Raw genomic sequence first — 21,060 nt, forward strand, 5'->3', positions numbered from 1 at the left:
GGAGTGTGAATATGAAAGTAAGTATCATAGGCGGACCAACTGGCAGTGGTAAAACAACATTGATACTTGACCTTGCAAAATACCTCAATTCTAATGGGGAGAAGATAGGTATTATAGTGCAGGAGACAGGAGAAGTGGACTATGATGAAAGGACACTCTCTGAACTGGGTATCAGTACAAAAGAGGTCAACAGTGTATGTATACCATGCTCTCTTGACACCGACATCAGAAGTAACCTGTTGATGCTGCAGGAAGAATCCGGGCCTGACACGGTCTTTATTGAGACCGAAGAGACCGTGCTTCCTCACAAACTGAAAGCAGATATCGAAAGAATGGCACTTCATGATACGGAGTTACTTCCTGCCTTAGTAGTTGTCAATTCACCGGATTCTGAGACACGATCGGACCAGCTTACAGAATATGCCAGAAAGCAGCTTCAAGGTGCTGAAATTGTCTGTATCGATATGATAGAGGCGGATACGGCCAAGCATATAGCAGATGTCAGGAGTATGGTCCTGGAACTCAATCCGGCCGTAAAGCTACTTGAGTGCCCCAGGTCCAGAGATGAAACTTTCCTGAAAATGCTTCTCGAATAGCCATATTTGCAGAAAAAGAGAATTCATATCGAACTTGCAGTTCCGTACTGCCGGTATTACCTCTGGCAGGCATAGAGAAGGATCATTCCCCTGCTGCAATTAAAAACGTCCTCCCATTACCGCAGGGTGTGTGGGATCACCTGAAAAAACAGTGTAGTTCTAATAACTAACAGTAATATTCACTTTGTGAAATATGCGAAACTATATATAATGAAAAGACAATTAGGTAATATCACGATGACATCGTGACAAGAGATAAAGAGGAAACAACATGGACAACAAGAACTATGGACCCAATACCCTTGCATTACATGCAGGGCAGGAGCCGGACCCGGTAACGGGATCCCGTGCAGTACCGATCTACCAGACAGCATCATACACATTCAAGGATGCAGACCATGCAGCCAATCTCTTCGGACTGAAGGAATTCGGTAACATCTATACCAGGCTCATGAACCCTACAACAGATGTCCTTGAGAAGAGAGTTGCTGCTCTTGAAGGAGGTATTGCTGCACTCGCTGTTTCCTCTGGAATGTCCGCCATAACTCTTGCAACACTGGGTGTGACAGGTCCCGGAGACGAGATCGTCGCAGCAGACAACCTCTACGGAGGAACATACCAGTTATTCAATAACACATTCCCGAACCTCGCAAGGAAAGTGGTTTTCGTGGACTCCACAAAACCTGAGGAGTTCAAAAAAGCCATAACACCAAAGACAAAGGCGATCTACGCAGAGATAATCGGAAACCCGAAACTCGATGTACCGAACCTTGAGGAGATCTCAAAGATAGCACATGAAGCAGGAATACCTCTCATCGTGGACAATACAGTAGGAATTGGTATCGTCAAGCCGATCGAACTTGGAGCAGACATCGTTGTACTCTCCGCAACAAAGTTCCTTGGTGGACACGGAACATCAATTGGAGGACTTATCGTTGATTCCGGTAAGTTCAACTGGGACAACGGGAAGTTCCCGGGACTCACAGAACCTGATCCAGGTTACCATGGACTCAAATACTGGGAAACATTCGGAGATTTCCCCGGTGTAGGTAACATTGCATTCATAATCAAGATGAGGGTACACCTCCTGCGTGACCTTGGACCTGCACTGAGTCCTTTCAATGCATTCCTGTTCCTGCAGGGACTGGAAACACTTCCACTTAGGGTGGAGAGACACAGCAGCAATGCCCTCAAGGTAGCAGAGTTCCTTAACAACCATCCTGATGTTGAGTGGGTGAACTATCCAGGACTCAAGGACCACCCGAGCCATGAGCTTGCAACGAAATACCTGGGAGGTAAATACGGAGCGATCCTCGGATTCGGCATAAAAGGTGGTCTGGAAGCAGGAAAGAAGTTCATCGACAGCGTGGAACTGCTCTCACACCTTGCAAATATCGGTGATGCAAAGACACTTGTGATCCACCCGGCATCTACCACACACCAGCAACTTACAGTTGAGGAAAGGAAGTCCACAGGTGTGACAGATGATTTCATCAGAATGTCAGTCGGCCTTGAGGATGCAGAGGATATCATAGCAGATATAGACCAGGCTTTGAAGAAGGCACAGGAAGCATGAAAAAGGAGAACTTGGGTATCGTAGAGACACAAACCTTCAGTCTGGACCATGACCTTGTGCTGGAAAGTGGTGCAAAGCTCAAGGGCGTCCAGATAGCCTATGAGACATATGGAAAGCTGAACCCCGAAAAGAGCAATGCTATCCTGATCTGCCATGCACTCACAGGAGATGCACATGCAGCAGGGCTCCATAAAGGTGAGAGCAAACCGGGATGGTGGGACATACTCATCGGACCGGGAAAGACCATTGATACGGACAGGTACTTCGTTATCTGTTCCAATGTCCTTGGAGGGTGTAAGGGTTCCACGGGACCCTCCTCTATCAACCCCGATACCGACAGACCCTATGGCAGGGATTTCCCTTTCATCACCATACAGGATATGGTGAACGTGCAGAAAGAACTTGTCGACCACTTAGGTATACACAGGCTCTTTGCTGTGATCGGCGGATCAATGGGAGGGGTACAGGTACTCCAGTGGGCGGTCTCATATCCAGAATATGTTACAAAGGCCATAGCTATTGCCACCACAGCACGGTCATCACCTCAGCAGATAGCTTTCAATGAGGTTGCAAGGATAGCCATCCTCTCAGACCCAAAATGGAATAACGGGGACTATTACGACGGACCGACACCGACACACGGACTTGCGCTTGCAAGGATGATCGGTCACATCACATACCTGAGCGATGATTCCATGCACCAGAAGTTCGGAAGAAGACTTCAGGACAAGGAGAACTTCAATTATGACCTTGGTTTCGATTTCGAGGTGGAGAGCTACCTGCATTATCAGGGACAGTCCTTCACAAAGCGTTTTGACGCGAATTCCTATCTATACATAACCAAGGCACTGGATTACTTCGACCTTTCAAAGGACGGGTCGCTTTCCGAAGGACTGAAAGATGTGAAGGCAAAGTTCCTCATAGTTGCTGTCAGTTCAGATTGGCTGTATCCACCCTACCAGTCAAAGCAAACTGTCTCCGCATTAAGTGCCAATGACATAGATGTGACCTACAGGGAGATCGAGTCCAGCTACGGGCACGATGCCTTTCTGCTGGAATCAGGACAGCTTGGCTACATGATAGGTAATTTCCTTTCACATACCATTGTCTCCGATGTGATGAATAACGACATAATATCCATCCAGCAGGGCATCAGTATCGAGGAAACTGCAAGGGTCATGTTCGAGAAAGGAATAACGCATCTGCCAGTGGTCAGCGATAATGAAGAACTCTCAGGCATCGTTACCTCATGGGATATCTCAAAGGCAGTTGCCCTTAAATGCAAGACACTTGATGGCATCATGACAAAGGGCGTCCTCACCGTGAAAGGGAACGAGGATATCGAAACCGCGGCCAGGAAAATGGAACAGAACAACATCTCCGCTCTTCCGGTGGTCGATGATGAGAACAGGATAATCGGCATCATTGGAAGCGAGGAGATCAACCGCCTCATAGGTGCTTACAAATAATAACTCTATAGAGATCCTCCGTGTTCAGCATAGACCACAGATGAACGCAGATAAACACAGATTCAAAATACGATATTCGTGTGACCTGCTAAAATTCTGTATCGCAGAGATTCAACTCCGAAGGAGATGAACGTATCTGCGTCATCTGTGGTTATTGTTGTATCTATCAACGATAGGGCTCTACAGAAACAGAACCATTCTTTTTTATCCGTCGAGCTGCAGACAGTACCTCTATTTTTTTGCATTTATCTGCAGTACTTGGAACCCTTTATATACAACTGTTGCTTTAGTACAGTACTGTCGAATAATGGAGGTATCAAATGGTTGACTTTGCCTGTAAAGAGTTTGAGATCGAAGCTGTGATAAAATGTGGTTTGAACCTTACGAAAGCCGAACTTCAGATATTGAAGTACTTCCTGCAGTACGGCCAGGACTGGCTTACAACGGAAACGATTGCCGAGGAGCTTGAGCTTAATCTCTCCACAGTCCAGAGAAGTGTCAAGAAGCTCTATGAGAGAAAGATACTCACCCGTTCCCAGAACAACATGGATGGCGGTGGATACTTCTTCGTTTACAGGATCCGCAGTAAGAAGGACATCCACGAACTCATCATGGAGATCGTCAACAGCTGGGTCAAGAGGGTTGACAGCGAACTCAAGTCATGGGCGGATGAGAACCAGTAGAACGACAATACCTCACAGATCAAAAACATCCATTTAATTTAATAAACGAATCAAAAAACAGAAAAACAAAAAAAGGGTGATAAATGTGCTGAAAATTACTCCACACCTTGGAATTCTCGTAGTTATAGTCTCGATCGCAGGACTCTGGTTCCCGCTGCTGGGATATTTCCTGCTACTTGTATTCGCAACGCTTATGGTCACAAGTTATTTCAGAGGAAGATGGTTCTGTGGTAACCTCTGCCCCAGAGGAAGTTTCAATGACTTCTGGGTCGGGAAGATAAGCCGCAATAGAAAGATACCCAACATCCTCAGAAGCTACTGGGTCAGGATACCTATTTTCATGCTTATGATGGGATTCATGGGTTACAGACTCCTCAGCACCCAGGGACTCATCAACCAGATCGGTATGGTCTTTGTCATCATGTGCCTTGTTACAACAACCATCGCACTGGTCACAGGAGCAGGCATCAGTCCACGTACATGGTGTACCTTCTGTCCAATGGGAACCGTCCAGAACCTCATCGGTGGAAGCAAGTACCAGCTCAAGACAGATGAATCAAAGTGTATCAACTGTAACAAGTGCGAGAAGGTCTGCCCAATGCAGCTCGATGTCCACACCAACAACGATAAGCCAGACTGTATCAAGTGCGGAAGATGCATCACAGCATGTCCAACAAAGGCACTGGCATTCAAAGCCTGAACTTTTGGTTCAGGCTCTATTTTTGCTTTTTTAGTGACATAAAAACGACCCCTGATCTAAAAACAAAGTAACCATCCGCCGAAGGCGGCACATTCCTATGTTGCTAAACAGAAGGTTATTCCAGAGACCACTGTATTTTTGCTGAGAATCCTGCAGGAGACTTCAAAGAAAATTAGTCAATGTATTGTGCGAATTATTTTGTTTGATCTTGTGGGAAAACGCCGGCTTCGCCGGACCCTTCGGACCAGTCAAGTTATTCAAATTATTCAATTTATCATTCCATTTCAGAATTGTCCTTACAGATACAGAACTCACAGAATGATATATTGGTCTCTGATTGCTTATCCTTGACAGGACAATAATAATGCAGTTCTTTCTGAGTTATCCTCATACCACCCGGAAATACCATCCCGACCGGATGCAGTGGCTCTTTAACTATGAAGACAAGATAAGCAAGAACAAGCGTTGTGAATCTGGTCAGAGCTTCCCTCTTCCTGTCCTCAGAATAGCTTTTGTCCTTTATGCTATCCAGAAGAGAAGTATACTCCTGAACATCAAGTTCTTCTCCAATCTGAACCTCCCCGTGTCCTTTCAACCTGAGGAAGTTCTCGTAAAGGAAAGTGAAATAATCCGATGAATAGATGGTCTTGTATGGTTCAGGGACGTGCTCCACGGCTTCCATGATGGCTGCTCTGGCAAGGCTCAGGTCCTCGTTTGAGATGTATCGGGCTTCTTTTTTTAGTTCGGTTAGGAGTTCAGACCTGTTCATGTGTTAGGATTTAGTCTTCGGTGAAAGTACATAAGTGTTTATTCTGTGGAGGAATTGTAATTAGAAGAAGATGGGTCTTAATTCAATGTTTACAGAAATCCCATATGAATAACAAATATAACCTTTACATACATGTCTATCAGTGTCATACCTAACAGGTTTGAAAAAGAACCTATCTGACAATAACTATACCTGCATGAAGAAAAACAAACAAAGGACCTTCACCATGAATCCCGGAAAGAAAAGGCGTGACTACAAAGATATTGAATCCATCTTTCTCTACAGGAAAGAGATCATCTTCAGGGAACACGCTGCCAAACTGGACATCTTTCAGGATGCAATAGGATTGTTGTTCTACCTTACAAAGATACTGAATGCCGGGTCCGTTGATGAGGTAAGAAGAACAGGCAAGATCCCTGATGGACCCGGGTCCATCATACCTGTGCTGTTCGAGCGGAATAACCACAATCTGATCGCTGCCTACAAACTTGCATGCTTCGGGCTGAACAATCCTGCTTACCTGACCCTGAGAACCGTTCTTGAAGGGATCACACAGATGTACCTGCTTCACCTGACCGACAGGGAGGCATACATATTCTACAGGTATCAGTTAGGCATACTTACGGAAGACGAGGAGAAGGAGCTGAAGAACAAACATCACTGGCTCAGGCCCTCAAGGATACGTGAGGTCCTTTACACAGGTGAGAAGAAGAAACAGCTTGATGATTTCTATATACTCATCTCCAATGCAGCCCACCCCGGAGTAAAAAGAGCGATCGGTGATTTCGATTATCGTGAGGAAGTGACTGTTGATGTGCTATCCATTACCCTGGCCCTTACAGCTGCCAGTCTTATGACTGTCAGGGACATCTATTCTGATAGGATCGGTGTGGAAGAAGCAGAAGAGATCGATGACATAGTTGAAAGGGTGGTACAGGAACTGAAAGGACCGGTGATGGATATCAGTCCGAATCATCCGGGTTTGAAATAAGATCATGTATTGGCATGGGGTTGGTAGTGAATAATTCCCCTCAACTCTATAAAAAGAAAAGAAGTTACAGGAACTCGATACTGACGCTTCCTGTATCTTTTGCAAGGGTACCCGACATGAAATCCGATTCGATGCAACAGACGTGCATCACTGCACAGGGCACAAGACATGTGGCGGTGCACCTCGCATCTTTGGCCTTTTGCATTACAAGATTATCCTTTATGTCAAAGAGATCCATCATATCTACTTCCAGATGAGACATCTTTTTGATCTTCTCACATGGGGTATCAATGTCAACAATTATCTTTTGACCCTCCTTTCTTCCCCTGACGATATGAGTGAAACCGCAGATCCCTGAATTGACCTTTACTTCTGTCATTGATATCCTCCTCCTGACTTATGCCGAAAGACCTGAAAGCAGGCTTTCGTCCATGATCTTTATTTCTTTGTAGTCGATCGCATGCACCGGACACACACTAACACATCTTTTGCATGCCGTCCCCAGACATTTCTGAGTATTGTACTTTGCAATGAGACCATCATCCGCTTTTATGAATATTGCCTGCTCAGGACATTCCTTTTCACATTTATGGCACATTATGCATCCAACTGCAAGTTCTTCAAGAGTGACACCTATGTCCTCTATCACTTCTACCGGAGCATCACCGGTCTCACTGATATCTTGCCGTTCCCTTTTCTCAAGCATAGGATATTCGACGGGAATCGGGAGTTCAGGCAATTTGGACATCTTTAATAATTTTCTATACATCTCCATTGACATCCCCTCTGTCCAGTATCCCAGTTCACAGGCATAGAGCTTCTTGAAGTTCTCACTGGTTGCCATCATAAGATGATCGGCCTTTATATTCCCTGCCAGTTCGATCAGAGTATCAAGTTTAACCTTTTCAAGAACAATATCCCTTGCAAGGGATAGGGAGGTGTTCCCGAATTGCACTGTTCTCTTTGTAAAATCAGGACATGAACCTATCTTCCTTGCCTTGACAGGATTTACATAGGTTCCGGAAGCACCGCTCATATACATTGTTTCAAGGTCATCATAGGAGATACCTGATTCAAGTACCAGCGTTAACTGAGCTGCCCTTATGGCACCAATGGCCTTACCAGCTTCTTTTATGTCTTCTTCCGTTATCTCGATACCATCACCCAGTTCGATCCTTCCATATTTTAGTTTAGGAGGACTTGTAATGAGTCCGGTATCGATCGCAAGGGACAATATGGAAATAAGACCGGTTCCCGTGATACCAACCGGTACTACTTCCGATCCTTCAAGTATCATTCCGCTTATCGGATCGATCAAGTGTCCTTTTACGGTTTCCATGTTCTCATCCAGCACATATATTCTCCAGAGATTATTTTCCAGATCAACATCTGTGATCGCTCCCGGAGCTGCAAGCATACCACAACTTATACCCTGACCTTCTATAGCAGGTCCCGCTGCAGCGCTCCCGGTGATGATCCTGTTGCCCACCTTAATGGCCATCTCAGCGTTCGTTCCGTAATCCGTTACAAGAGTTGGCTCTTCCTGGTCAAGGAAATCCGTCTCGACCATCATGGCAAGCGCATCAGCACCAATCTCATGTTCAATAGCAGGAGGGACAATTATCATACATTTATCAAGTTTCAGATCCTTGTGGAATATATCCATAGCCGGAAATACCCGGGCATTACGTTCTACGTCACCTATCCCCAATCGATCCCGCATGTTCCTTCCTACATAGGCCAGATCACGAATCTCCGAGTTCTGGAAAAGAGATAGCTGTATCGGGTTTCCACAAACAGCGATCATTGATATCTGCGATGGACCCACATCAAATCCTTCGATCATCTTCTCCACAGTATCTATGATGATACCGTGTGCTATATCCTCTCCAATGGATATTGCAAAGTCAAGATGATCCGTCACGTTCCCACCAGGCAATGGATGTTTCATTGTCATTGAAGTCTTTATAACTTCTTTTATTTCCAGGTCGATCAGTTGCGCCCTGAAGCCGCTGGTTCCCACATCTAACGCTATTCCATACATCTTAATTCCCCCTGTCAAAATAAGATCTCATTGATTCCCACAGAAGTGCCATCTCTTCCTGAGGTGTATCCAGTGGTATCTCACATCCAGTGGATAGGATGAATCCCCTTTCAGGAGCAGCATCCATACAACGATTCACTTCGGCAGCTATCCTGTCAAACCTTCCTGTATTGAATGCATAGGGATTGATATTTCCCATCAGGCATATACCTGAATCACTGAAGTCTTTGAGATCTCTGAAACAATATCTTTCACTGCAACCAATATGCCTATGATTATGGACCTGCAGACAGTCGATCCCGTACTTTTGCCCCAGTGATTTCACATCTCCAAAGAAGAAATTCAAAGCATCAGGTTCAAGAGCCAGTTCCAGTTCGTGGAATGCATGGTTCGCACAGTTATGGGATATTACGTATCCCCCTCTTTCCTGTATGTGTGAATACATCTTCTTAGAATAATCAAAGCCGAATTCCTTTGCCATTTCCAGGCTGAAAAGATCCGAAGTGCTCCCTCCGTTCTCAATAAATATACCATCTGCTCCTGCATCAAGCATCATGTCCGCAAAGGTGATGCAACTGTCAGTAAGAACATCAAGAAGTTCATGGAAATTATCGGGATCTTTCATCATTTCCATGAACATCCTGCTCCCATCCATTAACTGTGAAGCAAGCATGAAAGGAGTAAGTAGTGCACCGCTAATGAAAACCTCATCTCCAAGCTCTTTTTTTAACAAAGATATGGACTCTGCAATGGTCTTTGTCCTTTCTGAGCGTTCTATGGTACCCGGATCAATGTTCTCATATTCTTTTGCAGAATTTAGAGGAAAGGTGGCTATTGAAGGATAAGAATGTCTCTTGATGTTTATTTTTGCCCCAAAAGCCTCCGCTTCCACAAGCAAACATCCCCATGGGGACATTACATTGTCATGGTGATACATTTCCCTTGCTAATATCTGTGCTCTGGCAATGCCTTTTGCAGAATAGTAAACATCCTCCATGTTTGTATTCATCTTCTCGAGCACCGCATCACCAGCTCCGAACCACAGATACCCCAGTGGCATCCTGTCCACTTCTTTCATTTCAAGAGCGTTGATAAAGCGCTCCCTGGAGGTCATCTCATCAACCATTTTAACTCCCCCTCAGGACTTTTTCAATACGATCTTGTCAATTCTCAATATATTGCTTACAGCCTCGGTAGCTGCGATAACAGCCATTTGTTTAATGCTGAAAGAATCATATACAGGAGGGTTGTTAGGAACGACATTTCGGCTTTGATCGATCCTGCAGTCAATTCCCTTGTTATAGGAATTGAGCATTCTCGTTACCGCATCTACCTCATTGAGACCCACGTTTCGTGCAAGTGTTCTAGGGATCTCTTCGAGGGCGTTCGCATATTCAATAACTGCGAGTTGCTCTTTCCCTTCGATGGTGGAAGAATACTGCCTGAGCATCTGTGAGAGCACAAATTCAACATCCCCTCCTCCTCTTACGGCAAGAGGATTCTTCAGTATGAATGCAGCATTATTGACTGCATCATCCACTGCCTCCTCGATCTTTTCAAGACCATACCTGAAAGGCTCCCATATCATGATAGTGGATATCAGCTGATCACTGACAGAGAGGAAAAGGAAATGCTCATCGTTTCTTTTTACGACCTCTGCCTCATCGGCAAAGCCCAGATGATCAAGCATTATATCGTCCCTGATGGAAAGAATGCTTGCACCTGTTGCCTTTGAGACCATCTCCATATCCCTCAGTTTTAGTTTCTGGAAAAGCAGTACACCATGTTTTGCAAGTGAGCCTTCCACAGATTCGTCCACCTCTCCTTCACAAAATACAAGCTTAGCCCCGGAATCAATTATCTTCTGTGACATGACTTTCAGATTTCTTTCCTGTCCCTGAAAGATAAGCCTTGGATCGGCGAGATCGTCTATCCGTAGATTGCGCTGTGAATTTATGATCTTGCTTTCAAATTTCACATTGCCGTTGATCATAAGTACGCTTGTATTTTCCAGATGCCAAGGCATGTCTGATCTTGCAGGTCTTTCATCAAGGACCATTCCGGAAATAGATTCTATAGAGGGAGAACCTACCTTTTTTATGACTTTGACATAGTCGTTGAGATCTATGTGAGCATCACCATGGATATCCCGGATCTTAGAAAGTGTCTCAAGAACGATATCTGCTATTATCCTTGCCTGATGTGGCTCAATACCTTTACCCAGAGAGGCATTCTCTATTACAGAATGCAGGTCATTTTCAGAACTTATCCGAATGCTCTCATAGTTCAGGATATCGTAAGCCTTGTTCAGAGCAAGCTGGTATCCTTTTATGATGGTTGTAGGATGCAGGCCGATATCCATGAGCTTAGCAGCATTCTCGATAAGAGAAGCAGCTATTATCACTGCGGTCTTTGTACCGTCACCACACACCCTGTCCATGGACATGGCAAGCTTTTTGAGAGAAGTGATCACCGGATGCAGCACATCTATCTGTTCAATTATCGTCTTCCCGTCACTTGTAAGATAAACGTCGTCTGTGGGACTGATTATTATCTTGCTGGATCCCCGTGGTCCAAAAGATGAAACAAGGAGGTCCTTGATATCCCTGGAAGCCTGTAGCATCTCATGGACGAGACCATCTTCTTCAACATCCTCCCTGACCCCGATACGACCACGCACACTCTGACGCAGGGCATCCATATCATCCAGTGCGTTCATAGTGTTCATGTTCCCTGCGTTTATAGTGCTCATATTTCCCGCATTCATATAACCCATATTTTCCAGTGAAGTGCTCATATTACCCTCCTGGGGGAACCAACAGCGACCCCTACTATCTTTGTCTCAAGGGGTATCGTTCCAATACTCCCTACATTATTGCATTCAAGATCGAACCTTACATTGTCCATACTCAGACCGTAACCTGACATATACTCTGAAACTGTGTTATTGACAAGGGAATTTGCCGTGTCAAGAGCCTCCTGATAATCATCGAACATCTGTCTTCCTTTTTCAGAGAAGACCAGATACTGTGAGCTGCCAGGGCTGGCAGGTCTTATCAGTATTTCTTCCCTGTACACCACATTACCCACAAGGGCACCTACAGCGTTACCAACTTCATGGTACTGCGGAAGCCTTATGTCCGCATCGATGAGATATTTCATATCTTTCAGATATGGGGCTACAGGAGCGCCCACCATTACAACGGGCGTCTTTATCGTGAATTTCATTAGTTCTGTGCCGTCCAGTATTTTCGCCAGATCGGTTTTCTTCACTTTATCTGCACAGTGTGAAATGAGATTGAGTACGATCTCCCTTGCCACATCTTCCTTGAGTGTGGTGCAAAGATCAAAGGGTCCCATAGAAGTATATTCTGAAAGAAGAGCTGCTCCAAGCATCGATGCACTGGAATCCCATCTTGTATAGTCACCTATCACATGCAGGACATCGGTCGGGGTGAAGCCTACCTGTCTCACATATCTCTTCTGTATGAGGTCTCTCAGGATACCTTCGAACATCAGAGCATGTTTATTTGTCTTTGCGGCAATATCCGCTATAGAAGATGGTTCGTCTGTGATCGCATCGAATATTTCCATCTCTTCTACCTCCAGTTCAGAGGCATGCAGTGAATGGGACTTTGTTCCATTGGACATGAAGAATGTTGTTGGCTGGATGATGTCACTCATTATTCGCTTTGAGATCCTTTCAGCATTCTGCAATTTGCTTATTATGGAAGGGAATTCGGCAGCGCAAAGACATAGTGGTATCACCCTGTTAGGTCCCATACGCGCTTTTTCCTTCATCCATACATGACTGTCCCCTCCAATGGCAGAAGTGTTCATCTTGATAGCCTTGACCATTGTATGCCAGTCACCTACCACAGCACCTGAACTGCTGATAGCAGGCAGCCCGTCGAGGATCATAGAGATATCCGTACTCGTACCTCCCACATCCACGGTCAGGCATTCCTTAAGTCCTGTCAGATGTGCAGCTCCCAGCAGACTTGCGGCGGGTCCGGAAAAAATGGATTCCACTGGTTTTTTGAGTGCCTCTTCTATCCTGACAAGCGATCCATCACATCTCATCATCATCAGGACCGAATTGATGTTCTTATCCTGCATCACAGACCTCACAGACCTTATGAACTGGTCTATTACCGGGATCAACTGGGCATTAAGAAGTGCGGTCAAAGCCCTTTCGTAAGCTCCGAGCTCCATGGAAAGCTCATGTCCGCAAACAACGGGATGATCTGTCAGGTCCTGTATTATCTCCTTGATAATGAGTTCGTGCTCCGGGTTGCGTACTCCAAAATATGATGATATAGCAAATGAGGAGACCTTATGCTGGTTCATTGTAACAAATTCTTTTACCTTCTTCAGGTCACCCAGAGGTTCCACTTCATTTCCATCGGCATCATGCCCGCCTTCTATGGAAAGAATATGATCAGTGGGAATCTTTCGGGATATATTGTAACCGACGAGTATGAGACCTGCAGGATATCCCTTACCCTCCAGCGTGGTGTTAGTAGCAAGTGTGGTGGATACTGAAGTGAATCTTACATTAGCAAGATGTTCGGCCTTAAGGCCGTCAATTGAACTGACAATGCCCCTTATCAGATCAGGATATGTCGTAAGCGATTTGTTTGAATCTATAATAGATCCATCTTCAAGATCCATGATCACGGCATCAGTATATGTGCCGCCTGTATCTATTCCTAGCCCGAGATTCATTATTATCACCTTTCATATGGAGCGTTTTTATTTGGAGGTGGGTGGTACCCCCTTTTGTGGAGATGGGGGTTAGCACCTCGATGGATGTAGACCTCATAGAGTGATCTTTAGATCACATATGAGAATAAAAAAAGGAAAAGCAGGGGGAAGTTGTCCTGCTTATCCGAAATGCTGTTTCTGAAGATCCGGACCCAGTTCCTTAACTACGTCCACCATTGCCTTCACAGTGCTGAGAGGTCCTCCTGGTGGGATCTCACAACCAGATGCCATGACAAACTTGGACTGCAGGCTGTTCTCCTTGAGTGTCGGAAGAACATCTCTAAGCAGCTGTTCAGTGTCTGTCCTGATCTTCTGCACACCTTCTGCAGAGCCATCCATGAAATCAACAGGGTTGATCTCACCCATGAGGCAGCATTCATGACCATACTTTGGAATAAGGTCTGCCATTCCCTGAGAGCCCTTGCTCCTGAGTTTTGGATAGTATGCGTAGCTGTACAGCTTTGTTCCGAACTTTGTGATCTGTGTATCAAAGTGTACTGCATCTGCACAGTTGTGAATGATGTATGGCTGGTCGTACTGCTTGAAGATCGGCAGGTGCTGGTCGTATACGAACTTACCGTCAAATTTCCAGTAGTCATCTTCGTCCATGATCACATTGTTGGACCAGAGGTTGTCGATACAAAGTGCATTACAGGCACCCTCTTCAAAGAAGAGCTCAGATACCTGACAGATGTAGTCAGTACATTTCTGGACCGCTTCAAGCACAACATCAGGATGTGTCTTCATGTCCATCAGGACACGGTCTGCACCCATAAGCTGTGTAAGGGTAAGAAGTGGTCCTTCATGGAATCCGACAAATGGTGTATCCAGTTCCTTGTTAAGTTTCTCAGTAGCGGCCTTGGAAGCCATTATAAGCTCATAGGCGCGGGTTCCTTCCTTGACCTCAGGGACCTCGATCTGTTCATATGCCTCAAGGTGTCCTTCTGATGATGGTGTGTCATCTTCAGGGTACTTGATCTTACATCCGAAGTCAGATGATGTTGCTGAAAGGTCTATGAGACCGACGAACATGTCCGTATCCAGATACTTCGATCCAAGGTAAGCACTCTCGACGAACGCATTGATGTCAGTAGCATACTGTTTGTAGTTAACATCAGCGAATTTCCTCAATACACCACATGCCAGAGGATATACAGGCAATCTGTCAACCTTTTTGTCACCCATTGCTGCCAGTGTCCTGTCCATATGGGTCATTTCTTCTTTTGTCTTGACAGCTACACTCTCAAAGTCCGCAATGATCTGTTTTGCAGTTTCCAGACCGATGTCTGTCTTTCCTTTAACTGTCTTCTTGGACAGGATCTCTCTATACTTGACCTTAGCAAGTGAGATCTTCTCCTCGCTCCATCTCTGCTCAGCAGGAGCGAGGTTGCTTACAGCTTCCTTTGCCCATTCTGTAGCCGCCATGGAATCAGGGTGTGTGGAGTCTGCAGTGATCTGTTCTGCAAATTCAGGGGAAACAGGTGCTCCTCCTACCATTACAATGAGAGAATCCCTGAGACCTTCCTCCTGCAGTATCTCGATCACTTTTTCCATGTTTGTCATGGTAGTGGTCATCAAGGCACTCATAGAGATTATGTCTGCTTTCTTCTCCTTTGCTACATCTACGAATTTCTGGACCGGCACATCGTGACCCAGATCGACCATGTCGAAGCCTGCTGCGGACATCATTGTCTTGACAAGGTTCTTTCCTATGTCGTGTACATCTCCCTCGATGGTTCCTATAACACCTATAGAACGCTGTTCTCCTCCACCTACTTTCATATGTGGGGTCAGGATGTCCATACCTGCATACATGGCACCAGATGCGATGAGCAGATGTGGTACAAAGGCTTCTCCCTTTTCGTAATTGTCACTTACAATGGTCATTCCCTTTGCAAGTCCATCCACAATTGCCTCGTAAGGATCAACACCTTCATCTAAGGCTTGTTGTGCAAGTTCTTCTGCCAGGTCGTCGTCGCCTTCGACCACAGCTTCCGCTAATTGGTTTAAAATTGCTGTACTCATAGTTTACCTCCAAGGTTTAGGTTTTTTGAACAGTGAGTCTCCAATCTTCACTGTTAACAAATAACACTATTTCACTTTTCGTATATATCATAACCTCTGGTTATTTATTAACAGCATTAATATTATGAATTGCACCGCTGTTTGAAAGGAACCGTGATCCAATGAATGAACACAATCGAATTAACGCCGTTAATCGATGGAAAGAACTCAAATGAGATCAATGGCATTGATCTGATCAATGGCTCTTATCTTATGAATACAAGAACAGAACACATTCAGACAGGGTATTCCGGATCAAAACAATTAAGATCAAAACCAATATGATTGAAAAACACAAGCAAATTATAAGCAAACTATCAGTGAAAATTTAAGCAACAAATACAGAATTATAGCAGGGACCAATATGCTATATATGATATTCTGACCTCAGATACCAGGCACTTCTTCAGATATTTTTCTGAAGAACTTGTACATATCCTCTCCCCACATCAATGCATTTGTTTCAAAACTCAGCATAGCATGATTGTGGAACATGCCTGTTTTGTAGAACAGGGTCAGTGAAAGGAATTTGTCTGTCACTACGCTGGAAGCAAAATCTATATCGCCTTTATAGACAAAAAGTTCGGTATTATTCATTCCGAGATAATCCTGCAGTTGCTCAAAATACTCCGTTTCAAATCTTTCAAAAACAGGCTCCGTTATTATTAATGAGATCCGGACACCTTTCCTGGCAAGCTCGATGTACTTGTAGGGATAAGCCGGGCTGAATGAAGAAGAGATCTCCATGATGTATTTTGACTGTATGAGATTGTCAGTGAACTTTTTCGGTAGTTCATACATACGATTAAGTTCCGGCTCAACGATCTCACATGAGCCCAGTTCTTCAATTCTCTCAAGAAGATGTGCCGGGATACCTTGTACTTTATGGTTCTCCCAGTATTGTTTATTGTCTTCAAAGACCATTAAGGTGTTTAAAAGAGGGATCATTTTCTTTACAATCACCTCTCCAAAACCGGAGAGTTTGTAATAATCATTCTCATAAAGTATTATGCCCTGGTCGATGAGGATCTTGATCTGTGTCATCATGGCACTGGAAGTAACATTGAGTGTGGTCTTGATCTCATCGATGTTCATAGGCCGTTCTATTAGCAGGATGAGGAGGTCTTTTCTTTTGTCGGATAGAAAAAGAGTGCCTAAAAGAGCCAGTTTCATTTTATCATCTCACGTTTTGACAAATTGGGAGAATCATCTTCCACAACATCTATTGGGAGCTTTATGTGGAATGTGGTTCCTTTACCCTTTTCACTTTCGATCCAAATATAGCCTTTATGTGCAAGGATTATGTCCTTACAGATATAGAGACCGGATTCAAGTCCCTGATACATTCGACTCATTGAGTCCTCCATCTGGTAGAATTTCTGGAAGATATGTGGTATAAGGTCTTTCTGTATACCTGGTCCCGTATCACTTATTCTCAAGTGCAGATGATCACTTTCTTCACTTGCGTCTATGTTTATCCTTCCACCTTCAGGAGTGAATTTTATAGCATTATCTATAAGAATTATCAATGTTTGGGTCAGTTTGTCCTTATCAGATATTATTGCCGGTAATCCCTCAGGTACATTAACCTCTAGATCAATTCCTTTCTCATCTATCAGCAATATCAGATTCATCAAAGCCTCGGATATAAGTTTATCCACATGAGCCCGGGAAAAAGTATATACTATCTTTCCAGCCTGCTCCTGGCTCATATACAGAAGTGAGTTTACCAGACGCTTTAACCTTGCAGAGTTGATCAACACGGAATCGATAGCTTTTGCCTGTTGTTCATCAATGGACATGATCATCTCATCATCAAGGATACTGCACTCTGAGAGTTCAGGACTGTATATATCTTCCAGCCTTTCTGTAATGAATTCTGTTTTCATTCTACTGATGGACCTTAGTTCCTCATTTGCCAGCTTCAGTTCATCGGAATATTGCTTCAATGCATCCTCTATTTGTTTTCTTTGAATAAGGTTCCACATACCCTGCATCAGTAAGGTAAGCTGACGCAGATCGGATCCATCATAATCCTCTGATTTGTTGCCAACACCTGCAACTGCAACTATATGGTCACCATCGAAGATTGGGATGTTCATATGCCTTGTGAGTTTAACGTGGTCCTCAGGATATCCTTTTTTTGTTGGGCTGGGAAGAGAGTAATCATTTGTTATTATGGGTTTGCGTTGCCTTACTGCTTCACCCCACAACCCGGTGGTCTTGATAGGATACACAAAGCGTTTATCTTTGATACCACATTCTCTCATAGCGCTTTTTGACCAGGAATGCATAATAAGGGCTGTTTCATCAGCATTCATGAACGCAAGGTAACCAAGTGAACTTTCTGTGAGCCTTACAGCTTCTTCCCTTGCAAAGTCTGTAATTTCATTCAATGATGCACCGGCCATACTATTAAGTTTAACAAGTGCTTCCAGCCTTTCCCCTTCAAGATCGCGTATCTTTTCCGCTTTTTTGCGCTCACTGATGTCCCTGGCAACGGATAGGATGGTTTTTTTCCCATCATATATCATGAATCGTGCGCTGACTTCCAGCGGTATCTTCCTGCCGTCCCTATGTATCGCCTCGGCCTCATATATCGCTCTTCCATCTGTTTCAATATCCCTCATTAACTTCGAAACACGGCGTACATCTTTTGAGGGTACTATATCAGAAGGACACGTATTCAACATCTCAGACCTGCTATATCCCAATGCATCAACGACAGCCTGATTCACAGCAATTAATCTGCCAGTGAGGGAACTGATGTAGATCTGGTCATTTATATTATTGAGGACAACCTTGAGCTTTTGCTCTGATTCAATGGCATCATCCAATACCCTCTTGTTGTTTATCGCGATAGCCGCAAGATTGGCGTTCGCTTTAAGGATATCTATCTCTTCTTTTGTAGGATTATGTGGCTCAGGGAAGTACATTCCAAATGTCCCAAAGACCTCATTATTCGAACTTATTATAGGCTCACAACAACTAGCCCTCAGGCCCGCCTTAGACGCCAGTTCCTTTAGATCATCCCAGTAAGGATGCTCCATTATGTCCTCTACAACAACTCTTTTCCCTGTATGAACAGCTGTTGAGCAGGAGCCAATGCCTTCGCCTATAGGTAGTCCTTCAATAGCTTTTTTGTAGAAATGAGGAAGATGAGAAGAAATAGCATGAACCAGATGCTTCTTTTCCTTGTCCAGTAACATGACAAAACTTATTGCTTCCGGCACAATTCTTTCTGTCGATCTCACCAGACGCATAAGAACATCATCCAGAGTTGCACCTGATGCCAGGGCTTCAAGAACCTGATTGCGGCAATCAATAATTGTTTCTGAAAGCTTTCGCTGGCTTATATCAAGAACGATTCCTTCATATAACCGGATATTCCCTTCCTCATCCCTTCGGACTATTGTCCTGTCATCAATGAACCTGACCTCACCTGATGCTGTCAGTATCCTGTACTCCTGGATGAAATTATCGACACCTGTTTCAGAGTATTCTGCAACTTCTCTGCGTACATTCTCAATGTCATCAGGATGGATGATATCGTCATACTTTAATCTGCCCGATAGGAAATCTTCGGGCGAATATCCAAACTGTCTGATATTCTCTGATACAAATTCTACTGGCCACCCTTCTTCCGGCTTCCATATGAAAATAGTTACAGGGCTGTCATTGATTACTTTTACAATTTCCGAATTTATATCGAGTTGTGTCATGTAGTACCATCATATAACTGGATCAAGTAAATGCTCGGAATACACTTTAAGGATATATCGATTACTTGATATTTAATATATTATATGGTCAGGAGGATACCTTCTACTCAAAATTGAATAAAGTGAATTGTGAGCCTATTTGACGATCCCATCCACCTTTTCACGTAACAGAACAACATTTTCTGGCATGACCCTGTTCTTGGATTTTTTGTCCTGCTTCTTGAAGATGAGATACCTGTCATAGGATATCAGGTTCATCTGGTTGCCACATTTATAGCTCTGGGAAATATCTACTTGCATCAAGAAAATAGATGCAAATAGAATATTTCCAGCTTATTAGATATAAACAAAAAGTATACAGGCCTCATGCTGTCATGAAACCTATACTGTAGTATTCTCCTTTATATTGTACCGCATAGATACCAGTAAGGAATTCTGTTGTGCGTTCCCATTCATCATAATCTGCTTGTACTATCTCCCCCGTTTCGATCGCTTCTTTTAATGCAGGATACTTGTTCATTTCCTCTTCCGTAATGACAATGAACTCATCAGGTTCCTCATACAAAGAGTCTGCATCAATGTATTTAGCGTTGATATGGGATTGCATGCTCATTAAAAAGAACGAGCCAGAAATAACTATTAGTGCTGCAAGGGAGATTGCAAGTGTCCTTGATACGAATCTCCATGACATGTTCCTGAAAAATATTATTGCTATGCTGAACAGGAATAAAAAAACCAGGATCGTCACGTAAAATGAATCAGGTGGATGTATTCCTTCAAGGATGTACCCACTCAGGAAAAAGGTGACAATCCCTATCATGAAGAACAGCAGGTCCTTTTTCCCTTTTTCCGGGTTCTCAATTGCTTTTTTTCCAACTGCGACCAAGAAAACAATTGATACGATGAATACCAGTATTGCCAGGAAAACCCCACTTTGAGCAATCAGTTCTTCATAACGATTTTCTCTTCCGGGCATTTCATCCCGTGTCCAATGTTCTATATCGAAAGCACCACTACCATAGACAATGAACTGTTCAGGACCGTCCTCACCACCAAAAACGATGAACCATGTATTGTCGAGGATCTCCGCCTTTTCCATATCTCCTATCCAGATCCCATAATGATCCGCATATTGTGTTGCAAGAAGAATTGCTTCTTCTCTGGTGGTTATGGGACCTTCAGGCAGCTCTTCTGTATCCTGTACTTTTTCGTCTCCCTGTACTTTAGCGATCTCTTCAACGATGCTACCCTTATCTGAAACAGGGTGTTTTCTCGGCTCCCCAACTGTAACCCTGAATGTGTTTGTATCAAGGTCTTCATCTTTTAGCATCAAAATGACAGTCTCATCAGCAGTAAATCGGACCTCATCCTCCATCTCCACATTTGTTCCTATAAATGTCTGAATCCTTATCGTATCAGTTTGCAGCGGATGCATCAGCCATTCGTGTACTTCCACAGTTACCACAGAGTGATCATAGAGTACTTCGATATCAGTTACCGTTCCGACAACAATTCTATCCGAATGTTCTACCTGGTAAGGTATTTCACCGGATTCAGCGATCAGCGCAGCATTTGCTGTAGGCGCAACCAAAACTAAAGCAAAAAATAGATTTGTCAGCAGCAAAAGAATTTGTAGGGATATTTTGATTTTGGGAACCTTATGCTTCTGTATTTTCATA

At 44.1% G+C, this 21,060-nt stretch carries 18 protein-coding genes; 7 read left to right on the forward strand and 11 right to left on the reverse strand.

Features of this window, described 5'->3' with window-relative positions:
• The first annotated feature begins 11 nt into the window (after window positions 1-11).
• From V7O63_RS10605 to V7O63_RS10625, 5 genes are all read left to right on the forward strand, one after another.
• Window positions 12-596: a GTP-binding protein gene (locus V7O63_RS10605; RefSeq protein ID WP_340818496.1), complete on the forward strand. Its 585-nt coding sequence runs from the start codon at window positions 12-14 to the stop codon at window positions 594-596.
• Between the two features lie 271 nt (window positions 597-867).
• The gene (locus tag V7O63_RS10610; protein WP_340818498.1) at window positions 868-2,172 is read left to right on the forward strand and encodes an O-acetylhomoserine aminocarboxypropyltransferase/cysteine synthase family protein; all 1,305 of its coding nucleotides are present in this window, start codon (window positions 868-870) and stop codon (window positions 2,170-2,172) included.
• Window positions 2,169-3,641: a homoserine O-acetyltransferase gene (locus tag V7O63_RS10615; RefSeq protein ID WP_340818499.1), complete on the forward strand. Its 1,473-nt coding sequence runs from the start codon at window positions 2,169-2,171 to the stop codon at window positions 3,639-3,641. The genes V7O63_RS10610 and V7O63_RS10615 overlap by 4 nt, the downstream gene beginning before the upstream one ends.
• Window positions 3,642-3,961: 320 nt before the next feature.
• A complete protein-coding gene (locus V7O63_RS10620; protein WP_340818500.1) occupies window positions 3,962-4,324 on the forward strand; it encodes an HTH domain-containing protein in 363 nt (120 codons plus the stop codon).
• A gap of 85 nt (window positions 4,325-4,409) precedes the next feature.
• Window positions 4,410-5,024 (forward strand): 4Fe-4S binding protein, encoded by a 615-nt coding sequence (locus tag V7O63_RS10625; protein WP_340818501.1) that lies wholly within the window; start codon window positions 4,410-4,412, stop codon window positions 5,022-5,024.
• A 274-nt stretch (window positions 5,025-5,298) separates the two neighbouring features.
• Here V7O63_RS10625 and V7O63_RS10630 read toward each other — a convergent pair whose 3' ends face one another.
• Complete coding sequence (locus V7O63_RS10630) at window positions 5,299-5,793, reverse strand: DUF2115 domain-containing protein (RefSeq protein ID WP_340818502.1); 495 nt, start codon at window positions 5,791-5,793, stop codon at window positions 5,299-5,301.
• 196 nt (window positions 5,794-5,989) lie between these two features.
• Between V7O63_RS10630 and V7O63_RS10635 the strand changes: the two genes are divergently transcribed.
• The gene (locus tag V7O63_RS10635; protein WP_340818503.1) at window positions 5,990-6,784 is read left to right on the forward strand and encodes a hypothetical protein; all 795 of its coding nucleotides are present in this window, start codon (window positions 5,990-5,992) and stop codon (window positions 6,782-6,784) included.
• A gap of 64 nt (window positions 6,785-6,848) precedes the next feature.
• On the opposite strand, the gene V7O63_RS10640 is transcribed toward V7O63_RS10635, so the two are convergent.
• From V7O63_RS10640 to V7O63_RS10665, 6 genes are all read right to left on the reverse strand, one after another.
• A complete protein-coding gene (locus V7O63_RS10640) occupies window positions 6,849-7,163 on the reverse strand; it encodes a hypothetical protein (protein WP_340818504.1) in 315 nt (104 codons plus the stop codon).
• 18 nt (window positions 7,164-7,181) lie between these two features.
• The gene (locus V7O63_RS10645; RefSeq protein WP_340818505.1) at window positions 7,182-8,828 is read right to left on the reverse strand and encodes a methylamine methyltransferase corrinoid protein reductive activase; all 1,647 of its coding nucleotides are present in this window, start codon (window positions 8,826-8,828) and stop codon (window positions 7,182-7,184) included.
• Window position 8,829: 1 nt separating this feature from the next.
• Entirely contained in the window at window positions 8,830-9,954 is a 1,125-nt protein-coding gene (locus V7O63_RS10650; RefSeq protein WP_340818506.1) for a uroporphyrinogen decarboxylase family protein, read from the reverse strand.
• A gap of 12 nt (window positions 9,955-9,966) precedes the next feature.
• Window positions 9,967-11,625 carry a TCP-1/cpn60 chaperonin family protein gene (locus tag V7O63_RS10655; protein ID WP_340818507.1) on the reverse strand — a complete coding sequence of 553 codons (1,659 nt, stop codon included), beginning with the start codon at window positions 11,623-11,625 and terminating at the stop codon, window positions 9,967-9,969.
• The gene (locus V7O63_RS10660) at window positions 11,622-13,556 is read right to left on the reverse strand and encodes a hydantoinase/oxoprolinase family protein (RefSeq protein ID WP_340818509.1); all 1,935 of its coding nucleotides are present in this window, start codon (window positions 13,554-13,556) and stop codon (window positions 11,622-11,624) included. Before V7O63_RS10660 ends, V7O63_RS10655 begins: the two co-directional genes overlap by 4 nt.
• A 159-nt stretch (window positions 13,557-13,715) precedes the next feature.
• Window positions 13,716-15,620 carry a methyltransferase cognate corrinoid protein gene (locus V7O63_RS10665; RefSeq protein WP_340818511.1) on the reverse strand — a complete coding sequence of 635 codons (1,905 nt, stop codon included), beginning with the start codon at window positions 15,618-15,620 and terminating at the stop codon, window positions 13,716-13,718.
• Between the two features lie 165 nt (window positions 15,621-15,785).
• Here V7O63_RS10665 and V7O63_RS10670 point away from each other — a divergent pair, with 165 nt between their 5' ends.
• Window positions 15,786-15,944, forward strand: a complete 159-nt coding sequence (locus V7O63_RS10670) for a hypothetical protein (protein WP_340818512.1) — start codon at window positions 15,786-15,788, stop codon at window positions 15,942-15,944.
• 102 nt (window positions 15,945-16,046) lie between these two features.
• Here V7O63_RS10670 and V7O63_RS10675 read toward each other — a convergent pair whose 3' ends face one another.
• The 4 genes from V7O63_RS10675 to V7O63_RS10690 form a co-directional block, all read right to left on the reverse strand.
• Window positions 16,047-16,832, reverse strand: a complete 786-nt coding sequence (locus V7O63_RS10675; protein WP_340818513.1) for a winged helix-turn-helix domain-containing protein — start codon at window positions 16,830-16,832, stop codon at window positions 16,047-16,049.
• Complete coding sequence (locus V7O63_RS10680) at window positions 16,829-19,381, reverse strand: GAF domain-containing protein (RefSeq protein WP_340818514.1); 2,553 nt, start codon at window positions 19,379-19,381, stop codon at window positions 16,829-16,831. The genes V7O63_RS10675 and V7O63_RS10680 overlap by 4 nt, the downstream gene beginning before the upstream one ends.
• A gap of 135 nt (window positions 19,382-19,516) precedes the next feature.
• The gene (locus tag V7O63_RS10685; RefSeq protein ID WP_340818515.1) at window positions 19,517-19,681 is read right to left on the reverse strand and encodes a hypothetical protein; all 165 of its coding nucleotides are present in this window, start codon (window positions 19,679-19,681) and stop codon (window positions 19,517-19,519) included.
• A 64-nt stretch (window positions 19,682-19,745) separates the two neighbouring features.
• Window positions 19,746-21,059 carry a hypothetical protein gene (locus V7O63_RS10690; RefSeq protein ID WP_340818516.1) on the reverse strand — a complete coding sequence of 438 codons (1,314 nt, stop codon included), beginning with the start codon at window positions 21,057-21,059 and terminating at the stop codon, window positions 19,746-19,748.
• Window position 21,060: the final 1 nt, after the last annotated feature.

Source organism: Methanolobus sp. WCC4 (assembly GCF_038022665.1).
Lineage (GTDB): Archaea > Halobacteriota > Methanosarcinia > Methanosarcinales > Methanosarcinaceae > Methanolobus.

What these genes read in the sequence shown, in the direction of transcription:
- V7O63_RS10640 (WP_340818504.1), bottom strand. Translation starts at nt 7,163, where the DNA reads ATGACAGAAGTAAAGGTCAATTCAGGGATCTGCGGTTTCACTCATATC.
- V7O63_RS10650 (WP_340818506.1), bottom strand. Translation starts at nt 9,954, where the DNA reads ATGGTTGATGAGATGACCTCCAGGGAGCGCTTTATCAACGCTCTTGAA.
- V7O63_RS10615 (WP_340818499.1), top strand. Translation starts at nt 2,169, where the DNA reads ATGAAAAAGGAGAACTTGGGTATCGTAGAGACACAAACCTTCAGTCTG.
- V7O63_RS10630 (WP_340818502.1), bottom strand. Translation starts at nt 5,793, where the DNA reads ATGAACAGGTCTGAACTCCTAACCGAACTAAAAAAAGAAGCCCGATAC.
- V7O63_RS10655 (WP_340818507.1), bottom strand. Translation starts at nt 11,625, where the DNA reads ATGAGCACTTCACTGGAAAATATGGGTTATATGAATGCGGGAAATATG.
- V7O63_RS10645 (WP_340818505.1), bottom strand. Translation starts at nt 8,828, where the DNA reads ATGTATGGAATAGCGTTAGATGTGGGAACCAGCGGCTTCAGGGCGCAA.
- V7O63_RS10635 (WP_340818503.1), top strand. Translation starts at nt 5,990, where the DNA reads ATGAAGAAAAACAAACAAAGGACCTTCACCATGAATCCCGGAAAGAAA.
- V7O63_RS10680 (WP_340818514.1), bottom strand. Translation starts at nt 19,381, where the DNA reads ATGACACAACTCGATATAAATTCGGAAATTGTAAAAGTAATCAATGAC.
- V7O63_RS10605 (WP_340818496.1), top strand. Translation starts at nt 12, where the DNA reads ATGAAAGTAAGTATCATAGGCGGACCAACTGGCAGTGGTAAAACAACA.
- V7O63_RS10620 (WP_340818500.1), top strand. Translation starts at nt 3,962, where the DNA reads ATGGTTGACTTTGCCTGTAAAGAGTTTGAGATCGAAGCTGTGATAAAA.
- V7O63_RS10675 (WP_340818513.1), bottom strand. Translation starts at nt 16,832, where the DNA reads ATGAAACTGGCTCTTTTAGGCACTCTTTTTCTATCCGACAAAAGAAAA.
- V7O63_RS10670 (WP_340818512.1), top strand. Translation starts at nt 15,786, where the DNA reads ATGAACACAATCGAATTAACGCCGTTAATCGATGGAAAGAACTCAAAT.
- V7O63_RS10665 (WP_340818511.1), bottom strand. Translation starts at nt 15,620, where the DNA reads ATGAGTACAGCAATTTTAAACCAATTAGCGGAAGCTGTGGTCGAAGGC.
- V7O63_RS10660 (WP_340818509.1), bottom strand. Translation starts at nt 13,556, where the DNA reads ATGAATCTCGGGCTAGGAATAGATACAGGCGGCACATATACTGATGCC.
- V7O63_RS10685 (WP_340818515.1), bottom strand. Translation starts at nt 19,681, where the DNA reads ATGCAAGTAGATATTTCCCAGAGCTATAAATGTGGCAACCAGATGAAC.
- V7O63_RS10610 (WP_340818498.1), top strand. Translation starts at nt 868, where the DNA reads ATGGACAACAAGAACTATGGACCCAATACCCTTGCATTACATGCAGGG.
- V7O63_RS10690 (WP_340818516.1), bottom strand. Translation starts at nt 21,059, where the DNA reads ATGAAAATACAGAAGCATAAGGTTCCCAAAATCAAAATATCCCTACAA.